The following is a 17,016-nucleotide window of genomic DNA, read 5'->3' on the forward strand; positions in this document are numbered from 1 at the left end:
GATTCGCACAAGCCGACAAATCGGCCGATCGTCTTAAGCCTTCGACAGCTCGATCTCGCCCTTCGGCTTCACGACGAGAGTGCCGTTCTCCTCGTCGATGACCAGGGCATGCCCCTTGGAAATCTTGCCGAGCAGCAGATCCTCCGACAGCCGATCCTCGATATGCTTCTGGATCGCTCTGCGCAGCGGACGCGCGCCGTATTGCGGATCGTAGCCCTCCTTCGCCAGGAACGCCTTGGCCGAGTCGGTCAGCTCGAAGCTGACGTTGTGCTCGACGAGGCGCTTGCGAAGGTCGTCGGCCATCAGCGTCACGATCTGAGCGATATGCTCCTCGTTCAGCGGGTGGAAGACGATCGACTCGTCGATCCGGTTCAGGAACTCCGGACGGAACGACTTCTTCAGCTCCGCGAGCACCTTCTCCTTCATGTTCTGGTAATCGCGTCCCGCATCCTGCGCGGCCGTGAAGCCAAGCGTCGAGTTCTTCTTGATCTGCTCCGCGCCGACGTTGGACGTCATGATGATCAGCGTGTTGCGGAAGTCGACCGAGCGGCCCTTGGAGTCGGTCAGCCGGCCGTCCTCCAGCACTTGAAGCAGGATGTTGAACACTTCCGGATGCGCCTTCTCGATCTCGTCGAGCAGGACGACCGAATACGGCTTGCGGCGCACCTTCTCGGTCAACTGGCCGCCTTCGTCGTAGCCGACGTATCCCGGAGGCGCCCCGACGAGACGGGACGTGGAGTGCTTCTCCATATACTCTGACATGTCGATGCGAATAACCGCGTTCTCGTCTCCGAACATCGCTTCCGCGATCGCGCGGGCCAGCTCCGTCTTCCCGACGCCCGTAGGTCCGAGGAAGATGAAGGAGCCCATCGGGCGCTTCGGATCCTTGAGGCCGGCGCGGGCGCGTCGAATGGCGCGGGACACCGACTTGACGGCTTCCTCCTGGCCGATGACGCGATCGTGCAGAATGCTCTCCATCTTCAGCAAGCGCTCCGTCTCCTCCTCGGCAAGCTTGCTGACCGGAATGCCGGTCCAGCTGGCGACCACCTGAGCGATGTCCTCCGGCGTCACCTCGGAATCGGTGCGGCCCTGCTTTTCCTTCCATTGGTTCTTCGTGAAGTCGAGCTCTTCGCGGATTTTCTGCTCGGTGTCGCGCAGAGCGGCCGCCTTCTCGAACTCCTGGCTTTGCACGGCGGCGTCCTTCTCCTTGCGGATGTCCTCGAGCCGCGTCTCCAGCTGCTTCAGGTTAGGCGGCACCGTATAGGAGTTCAGGCGCACCTTGGAGCCCGCCTCGTCGATCAGGTCGATCGCCTTGTCCGGCAGGAACCGGTCCGGAATGTAGCGGTCGGACAGCTTCACCGCCGCTTCGATCGCCTCGTCGGTCATTTTCACGCGGTGATGCGCCTCATAGCGGTCGCGCAGGCCGAACAGAATTTGCACCGCTTCTTCCGGCGTCGGCTGATCGACCGTAATCGGCTGGAACCGACGCTCGAGAGCCGCGTCCTTCTCGATATATTTGCGATATTCGTCCAGCGTCGTCGCGCCGATGCACTGCAGCTCGCCTCGAGCGAGCGCCGGCTTCAGAATGTTGGAGGCGTCGATCGCGCCCTCCGCGCCGCCCGCGCCGATGAGCGTATGCAGCTCGTCGATAAACAGGATGACGTTGCCGGCCTGGCGAATTTCGTCCATGATTTTCTTCAGACGGTCCTCGAACTCGCCGCGATACTTCGTACCCGCGACGACCGAGCCCATGTCCAGCGTCATGACGCGCTTATCCCGCAGCGTCTCGGGAATCTCGTTGTTGACGATGCGCTGGGCGAGCCCTTCGGCGATCGCCGTCTTCCCGACGCCCGGCTCCCCGATGAGCACCGGGTTGTTCTTCGTCCGGCGGGAGAGCACCTGGATGACCCGCTCGATTTCCTTCTGCCGGCCGATGACGGGATCAATGTTGCCCTCGCGCGCGCTGGCCGTCAGATCGCGGGCCAAGCCGTCCAGCGTCGGCGTGCTGACGTTCGCGGAAGGACCGTGGTTCTGTGTCACGCTCTCGTTGCTGCCGAGCAGCTGAAGCACTTGCTGGCGCGCCTTGTTCAGGCTGATGCCCAGATTGTTCAGCACGCGGGCCGCGACGCCTTCGCCTTCGCGAATAAGACCGAGCAGGATGTGCTCCGTGCCGACGTAGGTATGGCCCAGCTTGCGCGCTTCGTCCATCGACAGCTCGATGACTTTCTTGGCGCGGGGCGTATACGCGATGCTCGTCGGCTGCTCTTGTCCGCGGCCGATCAACGATTCGACTTCGTCCTGAATTTTCTCCAGTCCCAATCCGAGAGCGATGAGCGCCTTGGCGGCGATGCTCTCCCCTTCCCGGATCAGGCCGAGCAGAATGTGCTCGGTACCGATATTGTTGTGTCCCAACCGCACTGCTTCTTCCTGGGCCAGAGCCAATACCTTCTGTGCGCGTTCCGTAAATCTGCCAAACATCATGAGACACACCTCCTAATAGAATAAGAATAAAACATTTAGGATGGAGTTGCCAGTCGGGACCGGATTAACTCCGCCCTTGATTTGTCCCGGTCCTCGGGGCTCATCGCTTCTCCGAACGTCATCTGGAGAAAGCCGGGCTGCGTCGAAACGAGCAGCTCGTTCAGCGCGAGCGGATCGACCTCGGGCAGCAGGCCCAAATGGGAGCCGAGCCGCACGTCGGACAACCGCTGCGAGGCTTCCTTCGAATCCATGATCAGCGCCTGCGTCAGAATGCCGTACGATCTGCGCACCCGGTCCGCGACGCGCAGCCTCGATTCGCCGAGCAGCTTCGAACGAGCCGACTTCTCGTGCTCGATGATCTGGCGGGCGACCTGAAACAGATTGTCGACGATTTCCTGCTCGGACTGCCCCAGCGTCACCTGATTGGACACCTGGAACAGATTGCCCGTCGCCTCGCTTCCCTCGCCGTAGATGCCCCGAACGGCCAGCCCGACCTGGGTCACTGCCGACAAAATCCGGTTAATCTGTCCCGTCATGACGAGCGCCGGCAGATGCATCATCACCGATGCGCGAATTCCCGTGCCGACGTTCGTCGGACAGCTCGTTAAGTAGCCGTGCTTCTCGTCGAAGGCGTAATCGACCTGCTCCTCGAAAATATCGTCGACCTTGCTGGCCGAATCCCAAGCTTCGTTCACCTGAAAGCCCGAACCTAAACATTGAATGCGAAGATGATCCTCTTCGTTAATCATAATGCTGATATCTTCATTCGGACTCAGAATGAGCGCCCCGCCTCGCGACTCGCTCGCCAGATTCGGGCTGATCAGATGCTTCTCGACGAGCACGAGCTTCTCCAGCTCGGTCAGCTCCGACAGCCGAAGCTGCTCGATCTTCCCCAGCCCGTTAAGCCGCCCGCTTTCCGCTACCCCGAGAAGCTGATCCGCCACCGCCAGGGACTGTTCGGGGCTCGCCATGAGCGGAAAAGGCATGTTCCGCAGGTTGCGCGCGATCCGCACCCGGCTGCTGATCACCACGTCGGACTCGGGGCCTTTCCCCTTCATCCACTGACTGAGCGCTTGCTTCGTGAATTTTCTTTTCGCCATCGTTCATCCCCTGCCCTTCAGCCGCTCATTTCGTTCTCGAGCTCCCGGATCCGGTCGCGCAGCTGAGCCGCGGTCTCGAAGTCCTCCCGCTCGATCCTGCTCTGCATTTCCTTCTTCAGGCGTTCGATTTCCCGCTTCGTCTTCAAGTGGCCCCCCGCTCTCTTCGGCACCTTGCCGACGTGCACCGTATTGCCGTGCACCCGCTTCAGCAGCGGATCCAGCCGCTCGGAGAAATGTCTGTAGCAATCGCTGCAGCCGAATCGTCCGATCTTGCTGAACTGCGAATACGTCATTCCGCAGGTGTCGCACTTGACCGCGGGCCGAACCGTCTGGTTGCGAGGCTCGAAGTCAAGCAGCCCGGAAAGCAGGTTGTGGATGGAAAATCCGCCGGCCGTCCCCGGAAGAAGCTCCCCCTTCTCTCTGGCGCACGTCTCGCAAATGTGGAGCTCGGTTTTGTCCCCGTTGACGAACTTCGTAAAATGAAGCGTTGCCGGGCGTGTGCCGCATTCTTGACATTGCATGGCCCTCAGCCTCCTTTCCTCATTTCGCGAGCAAGGCGATCAGCATCGCCTTGAGCAGCTTCGCCCGAATCTCGTCGCGGACCGGAAGCTGCAGCGCCAGCGCGCTTCGGGAGACGGCGGCTCTCAGCAGATGCGCTTCCCTCCCGGTCAGGAAACGCGCCTCCTCCAGCTGGTAGATCAGCCCTTCCGCCGTGTTCTGGTCGATCCGTTCCCCGACTGTCTGGCGAATGTGGCGCTGAACCGCTTCAAGCGAAGGCAGATCGACGCGCTGAATGCGAATGTAGCCGCCTCCGCCGCGCTTGCTTTCGACATAGTAGCCCTTCTCCAGCGTAAACCTGGTGCTGATCACGTAATTGATCTGCGACGGCACGCAGGAGAACTTGTCGGCCAGATCGCTCCGCTGAATTTCGATGGCGCCTTCCTGACTGTTCTCCAGGCTCTGCTTTAGATAATGTTCGATAAGATCGGAAATATTACGCATCGCCCAACCTCCTTTCGTCGATGCAAGCCGGCCTAAGCCGTCCGTTCAATGAGGGGTTGATCTGACTTTGACTTTCTTTGACTATATCTTTATTATACGCCGCTTTTTAAAAAATGCAACTTCGTCCAGCGATCTCGCTGCCCGCATCCAGTATTTCCGAAAAGGACCTTTAATACTTGCCCGGTAAAATGGAAATGTCATTAAGAAGTTGGTAAAATAGGAAGCGAGACGCGCAGTCGGCAAGCCGGCTGCAGCGCCTCGTAGGTCGGACGCCGAATACGGGAGGTTGAAATGTCGATGGTTTACGTATTCGTCTTCTTAGGCAACTTGGCAGCGGCCTGGTACATCTACGATGCTTCCGATTATTCGAAAATGCTGCTGCAGGCCGTTCTTGTGACCCTCCTCATGGCGGGAGTAGAGGCGATCGGTAAAAGAAAGTCCGGGATTCGGAGCCGCTTCTGACGGAAGGAGCGAACGGACCGCCCCAAGCCGAAGGGAGCCCTCGCAGCTGCGGACGGTCCGTATGGTCGCCCTGTTTCTTCCGGCGTTAATAACCCAGCATGACGACCGAGGGCTTGACGCGAGGTCTCTTCTCGATCACCAATATGCTGTCATAGTAGGTCATCGACCACACCGAGCGCGTAAACCCGTCGACCGCCAGCCTCGAATCTTTGGAGTGCCAGGCGTTCAGCTGGTCGATCAGGCGCTTGGAATATTCAACGAAGCTTTCCGGGTGTCTGAAGCCGCCCCCGAATTCCGGCCAGTAGCTCGTGTGCAGATCCTCGATCAGATACACGCCGTTCGGAGAGAGCAGCGGAAGCATCTCCTCCAACGACGTCCTCTGCTGCTTCATACGGTGCCCGCCGTCGTCGATGATGATGTCGAACGTCGGAAGCGCGGGCTTGATTTTTTTCCAGAACAATCGGTCCCCCTGGTCTCCGATTACAATTTTAATCCTTTCCTCCTCCAGAGCCTTCAGCGACGGATCGATATCGACCCCGTAAATGTTCGCCCTTTTGCCGAAGTAATGCTTCCACATCTGCAGCGATCCGCCCTTGAACACCCCGATCTCCATGACGTTGACCGGTTTCCCGACGAATCGGCTGAAATGATGCTCAAATATATCGAAATAATGCTCCCATCGATGCATAACCCTGCAGCGGTTGTTGGTATGACAGGCCTTTAGTCTGCTCAATTCGCGATCTTCCTTTCCCTTCATCTAGGAATGGGCCGTTACGGGCTTGGCCGGCACTCCGTAAGCTTTGCAACGATCGGGCAGGGAACGAACGACTACCGAGCCGGCGCCTATCGTCGCCTGCCGGCCGACCGTCACGTTCTGGATGACGACCGTGCCGGCTCCGAGCGACGTCTCTTCGCCGATCCGGACGTTGCCCGATACGTGGCAGCCAGGCAGAAGCGTCGCATAGGACTCCAGCTGCGCATCGTGCCCGACCGTTACCCCGTAGTCGATCAGGACGTGGCGCCCGATCCGCACTCCGGTCGTCAGGACGACGTTCGCGCAGACGATCGTCCCTTCCTCGGCTTGAAGATCGTCGCCGACGACGGCGGTCGGATGAATCAGCGTCGCGAACTTCTGCGAAGGCCTTAACGCCCTCAGCTCCTCTGCCGCCTTCCTCCGCAGGCCGGGACTCCCGATGGCGCATACCGCGTACGGCTCTTCGCCGCAGCGGGACAACGCCTCCTTCGCACCGACGATCGGTATCCGATTCCATTCCTTGCCGTGAAGCTCCTCGCGTTCGTCCACGAACCCGACGATATCCCATCGGGGCCGGATCCGGTTCAAATCCGCAACCAGCTGCGCGACCTCCCTGCCCTGGCCTCCGCTTCCGACAATCAGCAGCGGGGCTGTCGTATCGGCGCTCATTCGTTCTCCATACCTCTCTTCAGAAATCGGTGTTTATGGGTCATAATCGCCTCAACGGAAATAAAATCGACCCAGTCGTCGATGCTCAGCGACTTCCAACCGGGCATGACGAGCGGTATCGTGCGGTCCGTATGAAACGATCGATAGCGAAGAAACGACGATACTTTCGATAAATACAGGGAGCCGTCGAGAAAAAACAAAGGCTCCAGGCTCTGGCGCCTGCCGATCTTCTCCGCTGCCGCGCCGTAAGGCGTCAGGTAACCGGTCGGAGCGATGCGCATCGTATAGTCGGGGTGAGCGTGGCTCAGCTCGCTAACGCTGACCAAGGCGTGCGCATGAGGCCAGGCAGCCGCCAGCTGCTCGAGCCCCCTGTCGACGTCGCCGCCATCCGTCGTCGGAGATGTCGGCTCGAGCAGCGCGATCATCTCGTAGCTCTCGCCGCGCTCCTCCAGAGCATGCAGCGCATGCAGGACGACATCGGCGCTGGTCGAGTCGTCTCCGGCCAGCTCGGCCGGACGGCGGAACGGAACGGCCGCCCCGTACCTCTCGGCGCAGGCCGCAATCTCCTCGTTGTCGGTGGAGACGACCGTCCGATCGACGTACCGGGAGTCCAGCGCCGCCCGTATCGCCCAGGCGACAAGCGGCCGGCCCAGCAGCGGCATCAGATTTTTGCCCGGCAGCCCCTTCGATCCGCCCCTCGCGGGGATGAGCGCCAGCACTCTTTTTCCCTCAATCATGGCTCTCCCTCCGTCACGGAAGCGAGTTTGGAAATAACTGATCGTAGTCGCTGTTCGCTTTCTCGTAGTCCGGAATTTTTCCGATATCCAGCCAATATTCGTGAATCGGGAAACTGGAGATCGGCAGCTTCCGCTCGAGTAGAGTATCGACCAGCTGCGTCATATCATGATATTGACGATCGGGAACCAGCTCGATCAGAGACGGATTCATGCAGTACATTCCGGCGTTGACCAGCAGCTGAATATGCGGCTTCTCCGTCAGCTTGCTTACGCTGTAATGCTCTCCTTCCACTACGCCGTATGGAATCTGCACCTCGTAAGGAGCGGCCACGATCGTAAGCTGTGCCTGCCGCTTCATATGGAAGCGCAGCAGACGGTGAAAATGGACCTTCGTCAGAATATCGCCGTTAATAACGAGAAAGGGCTCCGTCAGATGCGCTCTCGCCAGGCGAATGGCGCCCGCCGTTCCCAATTTCTCGTTTTCCTCGATATAGCGGATGCGGACGCCGAACGCTTCGCCGTTGCCGAAATAACGGATGATGTCCTCTTTGCGGTAGTACACGGACAGGAGAAGATTTTGAAAGCCTTCCTGCCGCAGTCGTTCGATCAAAATTTGCAGCAGCGGTTTGTTTCCGACCTTCATCATAGGCTTGGGCGTCGTTTCCGTCAGTGGACGGAGACGAGTGCCGAACCCGCCCGCCATAATAACGACCGGCGTCGATATCGGTTGGACGGGCTGGAACGCCTGCTTGATGAAGATGAGGTCCACGACCTCCCCCTGAGCGTTCAGGACGGGCATCTGCCGGATTTGCTGGGCTATCATTAAGCGCATCACGGAATCGCGCGGCTCCTCTGCGGAAGCGTAGCGGAAATCCGGATTCATAATGGCATCGATCGAGCGATTCAGCGTGACTCCCTTCAGCAGCCCGCGACGAACGTCGCTGTCGGTCACGATGCCCTTCAGCTCACGGCCTTCGTAGACCAGGACGATCTCTCCGCCCGTCCGATCCAGCAGCTCCACGGCGTCTTTCACGGTAGCCTGTACCCCGAGCTTATATTTGTCCCATTTTTCGGGTGAATTCTCCGAGCGGCTCATCGTCCTCCCTCCTATTCAAATCGGCATGCCTATACGTTCAGATCCGGATTCTTTCATCCGGTTCATAGTTCCGATTGGCCTTCTCTCCCAACAGGTCGAAGTACTTCATCGGGGAAATGCCCCTGCCCGAGCGCTTGACCGTTAGATTATGAACGGTATACGTCTCGCCGGCCCGAATGGGAACGGCCGCCACGATGCTTCTGCGGACAGCTTCGAGATTGGCGATCTCCGAAGCGACGGGCCGCTTCACCTGCGAGCCTAAAGCCTTATCCACGCTGCGGATCGCCCGGATCATCTCCGCCAGCTCCGAAGGCTCGAGCGAGCCTGCATGATCGGGACCCGGCAGGCGGCGATCCAGCGTCAGATGCTTCTCGAGCACGTGCGCCCCTCTTGCCGCGGCGGCGATCGGAATTGCGATTCCCGGCGTATGGTCCGAATAGCCGACAGGCAGCTGGAACGCGCAGGCCAACGTGTCCATCATTCGCAGGTTCGCCTCCTCGAACGCGGCCGGATACTCCGTCGTACAGTGCATCAGCGTCACTCTCGACTTCAGCACTCTCTGCCCTTCGTCGGAGATATAAGCGTCGCGGAACGCCTGAGCAGAAGGAGCGGGCCTCTCCCCTTCGTCGTCCAGATAACCGTAAGCCAGAACGCCCAATGCGTCCTCCACCTCGCCCAGCGTGCTCATTCCCGTAGACAGAATGGCCGGAAGCTTCGACCGCGCGACAGCCAGCAGCAGCGGCGCATTGGTCAGCTCGCCGGAAGCGATCTTCAGGAACGGCACGGCATATTTCGAAGAGAGCCGTGCCGCGCTGTCCGGATCGAACGGCGTCGACATGAACGCGATACCTCTCTTCCGGCAATGCTCCGCAAGCCGATCGTGCATCTCCTCGCTCAGCTCCAGCGCCCGCAGCATCGCCTGCTGCGATTCTCCCGGCTGATCGTCCTGCAATTGATAGCGCGCCTTGCCGACATAGGGGGCGGCGACTTTGTCCGCCCGGAACGTTTGGAACTTGACCGCGTCGGCCCCGACCTCGCTGGCGGCGTCTATCAGCTCCAGCGCCATCCGCAAGGATCCGTTATGGTTGACGCCGGCCTCGGCAATGACGTAGGTCGTCTTCATCGCGAAATCTCCAAGTCGTAGAAGGACTTGGACAACAAGGAGCGGAGGTTTGTCCTCTTCAAGATCTCCTTCATTCGGAAAGCCGAGTCGCCGCTCCCGTAAGGGGGAGCTTCCTTGGCGAACGATCGGCGGAACTCGTCGGATAGCGCTCTTCGAATCGCCGCTTCGATCGCCGCCGCTTCGATCTCGCAGTCGATGACCGAGGCCGCCCTCAGCCTGCCTTTCTGCCGGTCTCCGATATTAACGGTCGGAATTCTCATCGCAGGCGCCTCAATAATGCCGCTTGATGAATTGCCGATGACGGCCGAGGAATAGAACATCGCGTTCAAATAATGATGGCCCAGCGATTCGAACGCTTTGACCCGCCCCGGATGGCGCTCGGCATAGCGCTCAAGATGCGCTCGGATGCCGCGGCTGCCCTGATCCGCGTTCGGCAGCGTGATCAATACCGAAGCTTCCGGGAAGCGATCCAGAGCCTGCAGCGTCTCCCGGGTCATCTGTTCGTTCTCTTCGGGCTTTAACGTTACGGGATGCAGGGTGACCAGGAAATTCGCCTCTCTGAACCGAAAATCGAGCAGCTCTTCGAACCTCGCGAGGTCGATCGGGGAGAACCCGCGCACGCGATCCGCGCCGGGAGAGCCGACATTGAACACGGTATCCGGCCTCTCGCCCATCTGAATCACTCTTCTCCGGTAAGCCTCGGCCGCCGTGAAATGAAGGTGCGCCATCTTCGTCATCGCGTGCCTCATCGCATTGTCGATGGCGCCCTCGGTCGTCTCTCCTCCGTGAACGTGAGCAATCGGAATATTGAGCAGCATGGCCGCCGAGGCTGCGGCCATAATCTCATATCTGTCCCCCAGCACGACGACGAGGTCCGGCTCGAGCTCACGATAGGCGCGGGCGAAGCCCCGAATGCCTTGCGCCGTCGCTTCGGCGACATCCTCGGACGAGTTCCCGCTCAGATCCAGCGGAACTTGAACCGTCAGCCGAAATCCGTCCTCTTCGATCTGTCGATACGTATTCCCGTACAGAGGCGATAGATGCGAGCCGGTCACCGCCGTCATTAACGTCAGCTCCGGATCCTCGTCGATCTCCCTCATTAAGCCGCAGAGCAGTCCGTAGTCGGCTCTGGAGCCTGTGACGATGCATATTTTAGCGATGTCCGCCTCCCTCCGATCGTTGGCCTCGCAGCGGCAGCATACTTGCGCTGCTCGGCAGATTGACGATGCGGCTCTCCAAATCTTCCGCGTTAGACAGGTCCATTCTTGGATTGGAACTGTACATAGGTAACTTATGCAGGAGCGTCCAGCTTGGCCTGGTCATGAACCCCGCGTCATTCGTCCGTTGTAGAATCAGGTCTCTGGTCGAGCGGTCGGCTTTGTCCAGCAGCAAGGCCTGAAGCCAATAATTGCTTCGGGCGTAATCCGGCTCGCGGAACATTCGAACCCCTCTTACGCCGGCGAGCGCTTGCTCGTACTTCGAGAGCAGCTCCCTTTTGTTCTCCAGAAACCTCGGCAACTGCTCCAACTGAGCGCATCCGATCGCGGCGTTGAGATTCGGCATTCTGTAGTTAAAGCCGACGGCGTCGTGTTCGTAAGCCCATCGGTGCTCGAGCTTGGCCGTCGTCGTCAAGTGTCTGGCCTTCAGCGCCAACGGCAGCTCATTCGTCAGAATCGCTCCGCCTCCGCCGGTCGTGACGATTTTATTTCCGTTGAAGCTGAGGGCGGAGAGGAGACCATGGGCGCCGACGTGGCTCCCTTTATAGAAGGAACCGAGCGCTTCGGCGGCATCCTCCACAAGCGCGAGGCCGAACTGGAGGCAGATTTCCCGGATCGCGTCCAGATCGGCCGGATGGCCGAAGGTATGCATCGCGATGACCGCCGTTATCCGGCGTCCCGTGAATTTGTTGACGCAGCCTCCCTCGCCGACATAGGCCGTCTGGCGGAGATAGTCCGACAGCTTCGCCGGATCGGGCCCAAGCGATCTTTCCTCGCTGTCGATAAAATGGGGGACGGCCCCGCAGTAGCTGACGGCGTTGGCCGTCGCGACGAAGGTGAGCGCCGGAAGCAGCACCTCGTCCCCCGCCGAGACGCCCGCAACGAGCAATGCCGCATGCAGTGCAGCCGTCCCGCTGTTGACGGCGACGGCATATTTCACGCCCGTATATTCGGCCAGACGACGCTCGAACAAGGCGACATAGCTGCCCGCCGACGAGACCCATCCCGTATCCAGACATTGCTTAACATAGCTCCACTCGTTTCCCCCGAACACGGGCGCATGAAGCGGGACGGGTGATTCGCCCCCGCCGGGGGCGATCTTCCGAACCGCCGCCGCCACTTGCGCTGCCACCACTTGCGCTTCGACGGCTTCGCCGCTCATATGTGATACACGTCCTGCTTGTACTTGAGCAGATGATCGGCCTGGGCGAACCAGGCAGCCGTCTCGCTCAGTCCCTTCCTTAAACCTTCCTCGCCCCCGTAGGCCGGCTTCCAGCCGGTTAACGCCGTCATCTTGCCGTTATCCGCCCACAGACGCTGAACCTCGCTTTCCGGAGGACGCAGGCGCTCGGGATCGAGCACGATCTCCACGTCGGCGTTCATCACTTCGGCGATCAGCGCAGCCGTCTTCCCGATCGAGATCTCGTAGTTGCTCCCGACGTTCACGACCTCTCCCAGTAGCCGGTCCGATCGGCTGGCCTCCACAAACCCGTCAACCGTATCCTTCACATAAGTAAAATCCCGGGTAGGTCTCAGGTCGCCAAGGCGAATCTGCTTCTTGCCGGCGGCTATCTGCATCATGATCGACGGAATGACCGCTCTGGCCGACTGTCTGGGCCCGTAGGTGTTAAACGGCCTAACGATGCTGACCGGCAGCTGATAGGAATAGTAGTAGGATAAGGCCAACTGATCGGCGCCGGCCTTGGACGCAGCGTACGGGGATTGGGGATTCAACGGGTGCTTCTCGTGAATGGGAACGAATTGGGCCGTTCCGTACACTTCGCTCGTCGAGGTGTGGACGAGTCTTTCGACCTGGAGCTCCCGGCACGCCTGAACGATATGGTACGTTCCTTTGACGTTCGTATCCAGGTAGGACTCCGGGGCATGATACGAGTAAGGAATGGAGATCAAGGCTGCCAGGTGGAACACGACTTCCGCCCCGGCCACCGCCCTCTTGACGGATTGATAGTCGCGGAGATCCCCGGGAATCACCTCGATCTGTTCCCGGATTTCTTTCGGCATTTCATCTATCCAGCCCCAGTCATGGCGCGCATGATAGAGAACGAAGGCAGTAACCCGGTGGCCCTCTCTTACTAATCTCTCGGCGAGATGAGAGCCTATGAATCCGTCGGCTCCGGTAACCGTTATTCGCTTTATTTTCGATGGCATGTCTGGTCGCCCTCCCGTCTGTTTGAACCCTTTCATAGTATGTACAGTTCTTGCATCAAGTGACTGGGGTCAATCGCACCCTCATAGAGACGCGGAGGAGAATAGACGTCATGAATCATCCTAACGGGTACTATTATTTTTCCGGCAAAGATTTAATCCGGGCCAAATCTACCTTTCCCCACACTCGCAACCATTTCACTTACGAGTTCTGGGCGAAGCCGGAAGCCTCTCATCGGATCGACCGCGAGAGCAGGACGGGAGTAGACGGAGTCGGGGGAAAAAGGTACGCGATCTCGCCTGAGCACGGCGCGACGCCGGACGAAGCCGGTACGGGGATCTCAGTGGGGGTGAACGGAGTTTCCGTATACGAGCATACGTTTAATCATATGCCGGCCATACTGGTCTATCCGGGCCGCATCTCCGGATGGACGCATATCGCCGTCGTCTTTCGCGACAGAAGGCCTTACCTCTATCTCAACGGCGTCTTCGTCAAAGCCGGAGTTCAAAGCTCCAAAGCCAGACTGGCCCCCTGCGGCATGTTCGGGGGACATGTCTACGGGTATTATGTAGGCGGGCTTGCAGATATCAAAGTGTGGGGGTACGCGAGGACGGAAGCGGAAATTCGGAAGTCGATGTCCCAATCCTCCGCCGGCAGCGATCCTCGGCTGATCGGCCATTGGACACTCGGAGACGGCAACGGGATTGTCGAGTCGGACAGCTCGCGCTATGGAACGGCAGCCGTCGTGCTGGGAGCCGCCTGGAACGCCGGACGTCCGCTTCCTCACGGCAGGATCGGAATCATGATCAGCTCCAGCCAGTACGACGCGACCAGATATTTCGCGTTCGATATGGCGAGCGCGTTTCTGCGGCTGGGTTACCGCGCCGTCCTGATCGACCTCAGCCGCACCGACGGACCGGCCAAGCTGAAAGAGCTGATGCAGCAGCCCGATCTCCGCTTTCTGATCGGGATGAACGGACACGGCATCGATCAATTGCGCGGCTCCTTGCTGTCCGGCGGACTCCGGGTGCCCTTCCTGTCCTATTTCGTCGATCACCCGATGTTTCATCTTCAGCGCTTCGATTTTCATGGGAACATGCCCGGACTTCTCGTGTCCTGCGTCGATCTGGAGCATCTGCGCTATTTGAAGCAATATTTTCGCGGATCCTTCGCGACCGTGTTCGCGCCTCAAGCGGCGATGAATCCGCCGGCCTATTATGAGAAAAAAAGCATCAAGGACCGCACAATCGACATTCTGTTCGCCGGAACGAACCTGAATCCCGATCAATTCCGGCGCGGCTGGGCAGGCGATCCTCATTACGGGCGTATTCTCGACGAGATCGCAGAGCGAACGCTGTACCAATTCAAGCATTCCTTAATCGATATCGCCCGCCAGACGTTCCAGCGTCACGGCAAGCCTTTTCCCCATCCGAACGACGCCCGCCTCTCCTGGCTGCTGCAGCAGGCCGATCTGTATGTCCGGGGGAGAAGACGCCTGGAAATTCTCGCTTCCCTGTCCGAGCTGCCCGTAACCGTATATACCAATCACACCGACAATCTCCCTAAAAAAGGGCGAATCCGCTATTTGCCGCCGGTGAACCTGAAAAAGTTTCAAAGCGCGATGTACGATTCCAAAATGGTGCTGAACGTCCTCGCCAATCTGGTCTACGGCGCGCACGAGCGTATATTCACCGCCATGCAGGCGGGAGCCGTCAGCCTGACCGACCGCAATCAGTATTTATCGAAGCATTTCAGACATCGCCACAATATCGTCTTCGTCGACTACCAGCGAAAGAACCTGTCAAGCGAGATCGGAGCCATGCTGCAGAGGCCCGATCTTCTGCAAGCGATAGCGAACGAAGCGCTGAAAAGCGTCCCCTCTCACACTTGGCATGCCCGGGCCGTAAATCTGCTGCGCGCCGTTCAGAAGCATTCAATCCGATAGCTGACGAATCAGATAAGCGGCCGTTCTCGCCGCAGCGCCTTCTAGCGGACCGAACATGAGACGGCTCCATTCCTTCTGTTTATCAAACGCCCGTTTTCGGTAGCCCGCATCGGTCAAAAGCCTTTTGATCAATGCGCTCAGCTCCTTGGGGGAAGAAGCGCGCTCGAACACGATATGCGCCGTTTTATGGCGAGGCAGACTGATCTGAGCGACCGGGATCCCCAGCGCCGCCGCCTCGAAGATCGAAGAGGAGTTGCTTCCGACGACGATGGCGGACTCCAGCAGCAGCTCGTACAGATCCTGCTGGCTCAGCTGGTCGGCGGAAATGAGCCCGTGCTTAATGTACTCGCTGTAGGAGTCCCTGGTCTCGATCGGGTGCAGCTTGAAGATGATTTCGTATTCGGGGAACGCTTTGGCCGCCTGCAGAAACAGCTCCAGCTCTTCCTTGCTCCGCTGGTTATGCTTCGGAGAGTTCGGAGAAATGTAGCAGATCCGCTTCAAGCCGGCCGGCCGCCGGCTCCATCGCTGCGCGTACTTGGCCTTGATCGCTTCCAGCTTGGGATTTCCGATGGCGATCGAAGCTTTGAGGTCCGTCTTTCCTTCTAAAACTTTTTTATGATAGGGCCCCCAGAGCAGAACGATATCCGCTCCCTTGAAGTCATGCTGGTCGACCTTGCTGTCGAACAAAAAACCGTGCTGCATTAAATAAATCGGAATTTTATTCTGCTCGCTGGCCGCCCGAATCCCGTCGAGATATCCCGGGTGAAGAATGAAATGAATGCCGTATACGCATTTGGGCTTGATTTCTTTCAGGAAGACCCAAGCCAGCATTTTCTCGTAGGCATACTGCTGGTAATATCCAAGCAGCCACGGTTGGGAGTTCGCCGGTATTTTCTCCTGCTGGAACCAGGTTTGAATCGTCGGCTTCATATGGGTCTCAAAATAGTCGTTCGCCATGCGTTCGACGGGATACGTATGGGCGAAATCCTCGAAGGTCAGCAGCCGGGCTTTCGAGCGGTAGGCCATCTCGCGCTTCAAGGCGGTTTTCGGCATCAGCATCGTCACCGAATACCCTCGTCTGGCCAGCTCGTTCGCCACAGGATGGAACAGCAGGCTCAGGTCTTTGCGGTACACGTTCATCATCATGAGGACATCGGTGGAGTAGGCTTTTCTTTTCATGTTTTGAATGGTGGCCATCATCTGGGAGTACGACGGATTGGCGCGATTTCTCTTGAAGTGGTCCAGATGGTCTAAAATGTAACGGGGATATTTCCCGGGCCACAGATGGTCGCCAAGAGGGAAGAAGAAGCTTAATCGGGCGCCATGGATCTCTCCGTGACGCCGGTTGCGGCTGCAATCGGTCGCCCTTAACGAATTGCGCTCGTCGAAATTCCAGCAGCCGACCAGGCCCGGTTCCGCTCCCGTAAGCTGCACATGCATGTTGGCGGCGATCTGCGCGTCGGTTCGGGCGGCGTTCCAGATGCGGATATCGTCCACAGCCCCGACGAAATAACCGTAAGGAATTAAGGCGCCGAACACGCCGGACGCCAGCACCTTCTCCTTCTGGCTCGCAACTCCGGCTCGGAGCAGGCGGCCGTTGACGTAAAGATGCGGCTTTCGCCGGACGTACACCACCGCTACATGCGTCCAATGATGAAGGGCGATCGGCAGAACGAGCGTAGCGGGCAGATGACTGCCCGCATGCTCGAATACGGCGATTCCGTTTTTGCCCACCGACACCCCGCTGCCCGCCTGACTGTTGGATCTTCCGTGCATCGCTCCGATGACGTACCGCTGACCGAACGTCCCCGTCACTCCGGAGGCGGCCTCCGGCTGAAGAACGATGTCGGCTTCCGGCTTAACCCAGAACTCATAAGTAAAATTGTCGTGTACCTGCTCGAACAGCTCGGCCGCCTTAATATACTCTTTGCCGTAGAAATTCATGTATCCGCCGCCCAGCATCGCAACGCCCCCATTAGATGTGACAATTCACCGCTCTTATGGGTATTCCCGGCAGCGCCGAATTATTCGTTGCGCAAGCAAAAACGCCTTCGGCGTCCTCTAGACGCAGAATTGCGTTTTTGTCGGAGGGGATTCAGAGAAGGATAGCGTATTTTATACTTTCTGAATCGCGAACGCAAAAAAGCACCCGGTTAAGGGTGCTTCTTCGGTTTGCCCGGCCTGGCGACGTCCTACTCTCCCAGGACCCTGCGGTCCAAGTACCATCGGCGCTGGAGGGCTTAACGGTCGTGTTCGGGATGGG

General features: G+C 58.9%; 15 protein-coding genes and 1 rRNA gene. 2 read left to right on the forward strand and 14 right to left on the reverse strand.

All coding sequences use genetic code 11. The annotated features are described in order from the left end of the window. Positions 1 to 33 precede the first annotated feature (33 nt). From ACFO3S_RS25270 to ACFO3S_RS25285, 4 genes are read right to left on the reverse strand one after another with little or no spacing between them, the layout of a single operon-like run. Complete coding sequence (locus ACFO3S_RS25270) at positions 34 to 2,481, reverse strand: ATP-dependent Clp protease ATP-binding subunit (protein ID WP_378101773.1); 2,448 nt, start codon at positions 2,479 to 2,481, stop codon at positions 34 to 36. A gap of 35 nt (positions 2,482 to 2,516) precedes the next feature. After that, positions 2,517 to 3,581 (reverse strand): protein arginine kinase, encoded by a 1,065-nt coding sequence (locus tag ACFO3S_RS25275; protein ID WP_378101776.1) that lies wholly within the window; start codon positions 3,579 to 3,581, stop codon positions 2,517 to 2,519. A 17-nt stretch (positions 3,582 to 3,598) separates the two neighbouring features. Then, on the reverse strand, positions 3,599 to 4,102 hold the full coding sequence (locus ACFO3S_RS25280) for a UvrB/UvrC motif-containing protein (protein ID WP_378101777.1): 504 nt from the start codon (positions 4,100 to 4,102) through the stop codon (positions 3,599 to 3,601). 19 nt (positions 4,103 to 4,121) lie between these two features. Continuing rightward, positions 4,122 to 4,583, reverse strand: coding sequence for a CtsR family transcriptional regulator (locus ACFO3S_RS25285; RefSeq protein ID WP_378101780.1), 462 nt, complete (start codon positions 4,581 to 4,583; stop codon positions 4,122 to 4,124). Between the two features lie 291 nt (positions 4,584 to 4,874). Here ACFO3S_RS25285 and ACFO3S_RS25290 point away from each other — a divergent pair, with 291 nt between their 5' ends. Next, positions 4,875 to 5,045: a hypothetical protein gene (locus ACFO3S_RS25290; RefSeq protein WP_378101783.1), complete on the forward strand. Its 171-nt coding sequence runs from the start codon at positions 4,875 to 4,877 to the stop codon at positions 5,043 to 5,045. 85 nt (positions 5,046 to 5,130) lie between these two features. Here ACFO3S_RS25290 and ACFO3S_RS25295 read toward each other — a convergent pair whose 3' ends face one another. From ACFO3S_RS25295 to ACFO3S_RS25330, 8 genes are read right to left on the reverse strand one after another with little or no spacing between them, the layout of a single operon-like run. Next, on the reverse strand, positions 5,131 to 5,778 hold the full coding sequence (locus ACFO3S_RS25295) for a class I SAM-dependent methyltransferase (RefSeq protein ID WP_378101786.1): 648 nt from the start codon (positions 5,776 to 5,778) through the stop codon (positions 5,131 to 5,133). A 24-nt stretch (positions 5,779 to 5,802) separates the two neighbouring features. After that, positions 5,803 to 6,468, reverse strand: a complete 666-nt coding sequence (locus ACFO3S_RS25300; RefSeq protein ID WP_378101789.1) for an acetyltransferase — start codon at positions 6,466 to 6,468, stop codon at positions 5,803 to 5,805. After that, positions 6,465 to 7,205, reverse strand: coding sequence for an acylneuraminate cytidylyltransferase family protein (locus tag ACFO3S_RS25305; RefSeq protein WP_378101792.1), 741 nt, complete (start codon positions 7,203 to 7,205; stop codon positions 6,465 to 6,467). Before ACFO3S_RS25305 ends, ACFO3S_RS25300 begins: the two co-directional genes overlap by 4 nt. A gap of 13 nt (positions 7,206 to 7,218) precedes the next feature. Beyond that, the gene (locus ACFO3S_RS25310) at positions 7,219 to 8,301 is read right to left on the reverse strand and encodes a nucleotidyltransferase family protein (protein ID WP_378101795.1); all 1,083 of its coding nucleotides are present in this window, start codon (positions 8,299 to 8,301) and stop codon (positions 7,219 to 7,221) included. Positions 8,302 to 8,338: 37 nt separating this feature from the next. After that, positions 8,339 to 9,424: an N-acetylneuraminate synthase gene (gene neuB / locus ACFO3S_RS25315; protein WP_378101797.1), complete on the reverse strand. Its 1,086-nt coding sequence runs from the start codon at positions 9,422 to 9,424 to the stop codon at positions 8,339 to 8,341. Next, positions 9,421 to 10,584, reverse strand: a complete 1,164-nt coding sequence (gene neuC / locus ACFO3S_RS25320; RefSeq protein ID WP_378101819.1) for a UDP-N-acetylglucosamine 2-epimerase — start codon at positions 10,582 to 10,584, stop codon at positions 9,421 to 9,423. The genes neuB and neuC overlap by 4 nt, the downstream gene beginning before the upstream one ends. Further along, entirely contained in the window at positions 10,577 to 11,803 is a 1,227-nt protein-coding gene (locus tag ACFO3S_RS25325; RefSeq protein ID WP_378101800.1) for a LegC family aminotransferase, read from the reverse strand. The genes neuC and ACFO3S_RS25325 overlap by 8 nt, the downstream gene beginning before the upstream one ends. Further along, a complete protein-coding gene (locus ACFO3S_RS25330) occupies positions 11,800 to 12,810 on the reverse strand; it encodes an NAD-dependent 4,6-dehydratase LegB (protein WP_378101802.1) in 1,011 nt (336 codons plus the stop codon). The genes ACFO3S_RS25325 and ACFO3S_RS25330 overlap by 4 nt, the downstream gene beginning before the upstream one ends. Before the next feature lie 110 nt (positions 12,811 to 12,920). Here ACFO3S_RS25330 and ACFO3S_RS25335 point away from each other — a divergent pair, with 110 nt between their 5' ends. Then, positions 12,921 to 14,753, forward strand: a complete 1,833-nt coding sequence (locus tag ACFO3S_RS25335; RefSeq protein ID WP_378101805.1) for a glycosyltransferase family protein — start codon at positions 12,921 to 12,923, stop codon at positions 14,751 to 14,753. Here the strand turns inward: ACFO3S_RS25335 and ACFO3S_RS25340 are convergent. Together ACFO3S_RS25340 and rrf are read right to left on the reverse strand one after the other, a co-directional pair. Beyond that, positions 14,742 to 16,715 carry a LamG-like jellyroll fold domain-containing protein gene (locus tag ACFO3S_RS25340; RefSeq protein WP_378101808.1) on the reverse strand — a complete coding sequence of 658 codons (1,974 nt, stop codon included), beginning with the start codon at positions 16,713 to 16,715 and terminating at the stop codon, positions 14,742 to 14,744. The genes ACFO3S_RS25335 and ACFO3S_RS25340 overlap by 12 nt on opposite strands. 217 nt (positions 16,716 to 16,932) lie before the next feature. Next, positions 16,933 to 17,016 (reverse strand): 5S ribosomal RNA (gene rrf, locus ACFO3S_RS25345); the annotation flags it as partial.

The organism is Cohnella hongkongensis (assembly GCF_042654645.1).
Classification (GTDB): domain Bacteria; phylum Bacillota; class Bacilli; order Paenibacillales; family Paenibacillaceae; genus Cohnella; species Cohnella hongkongensis.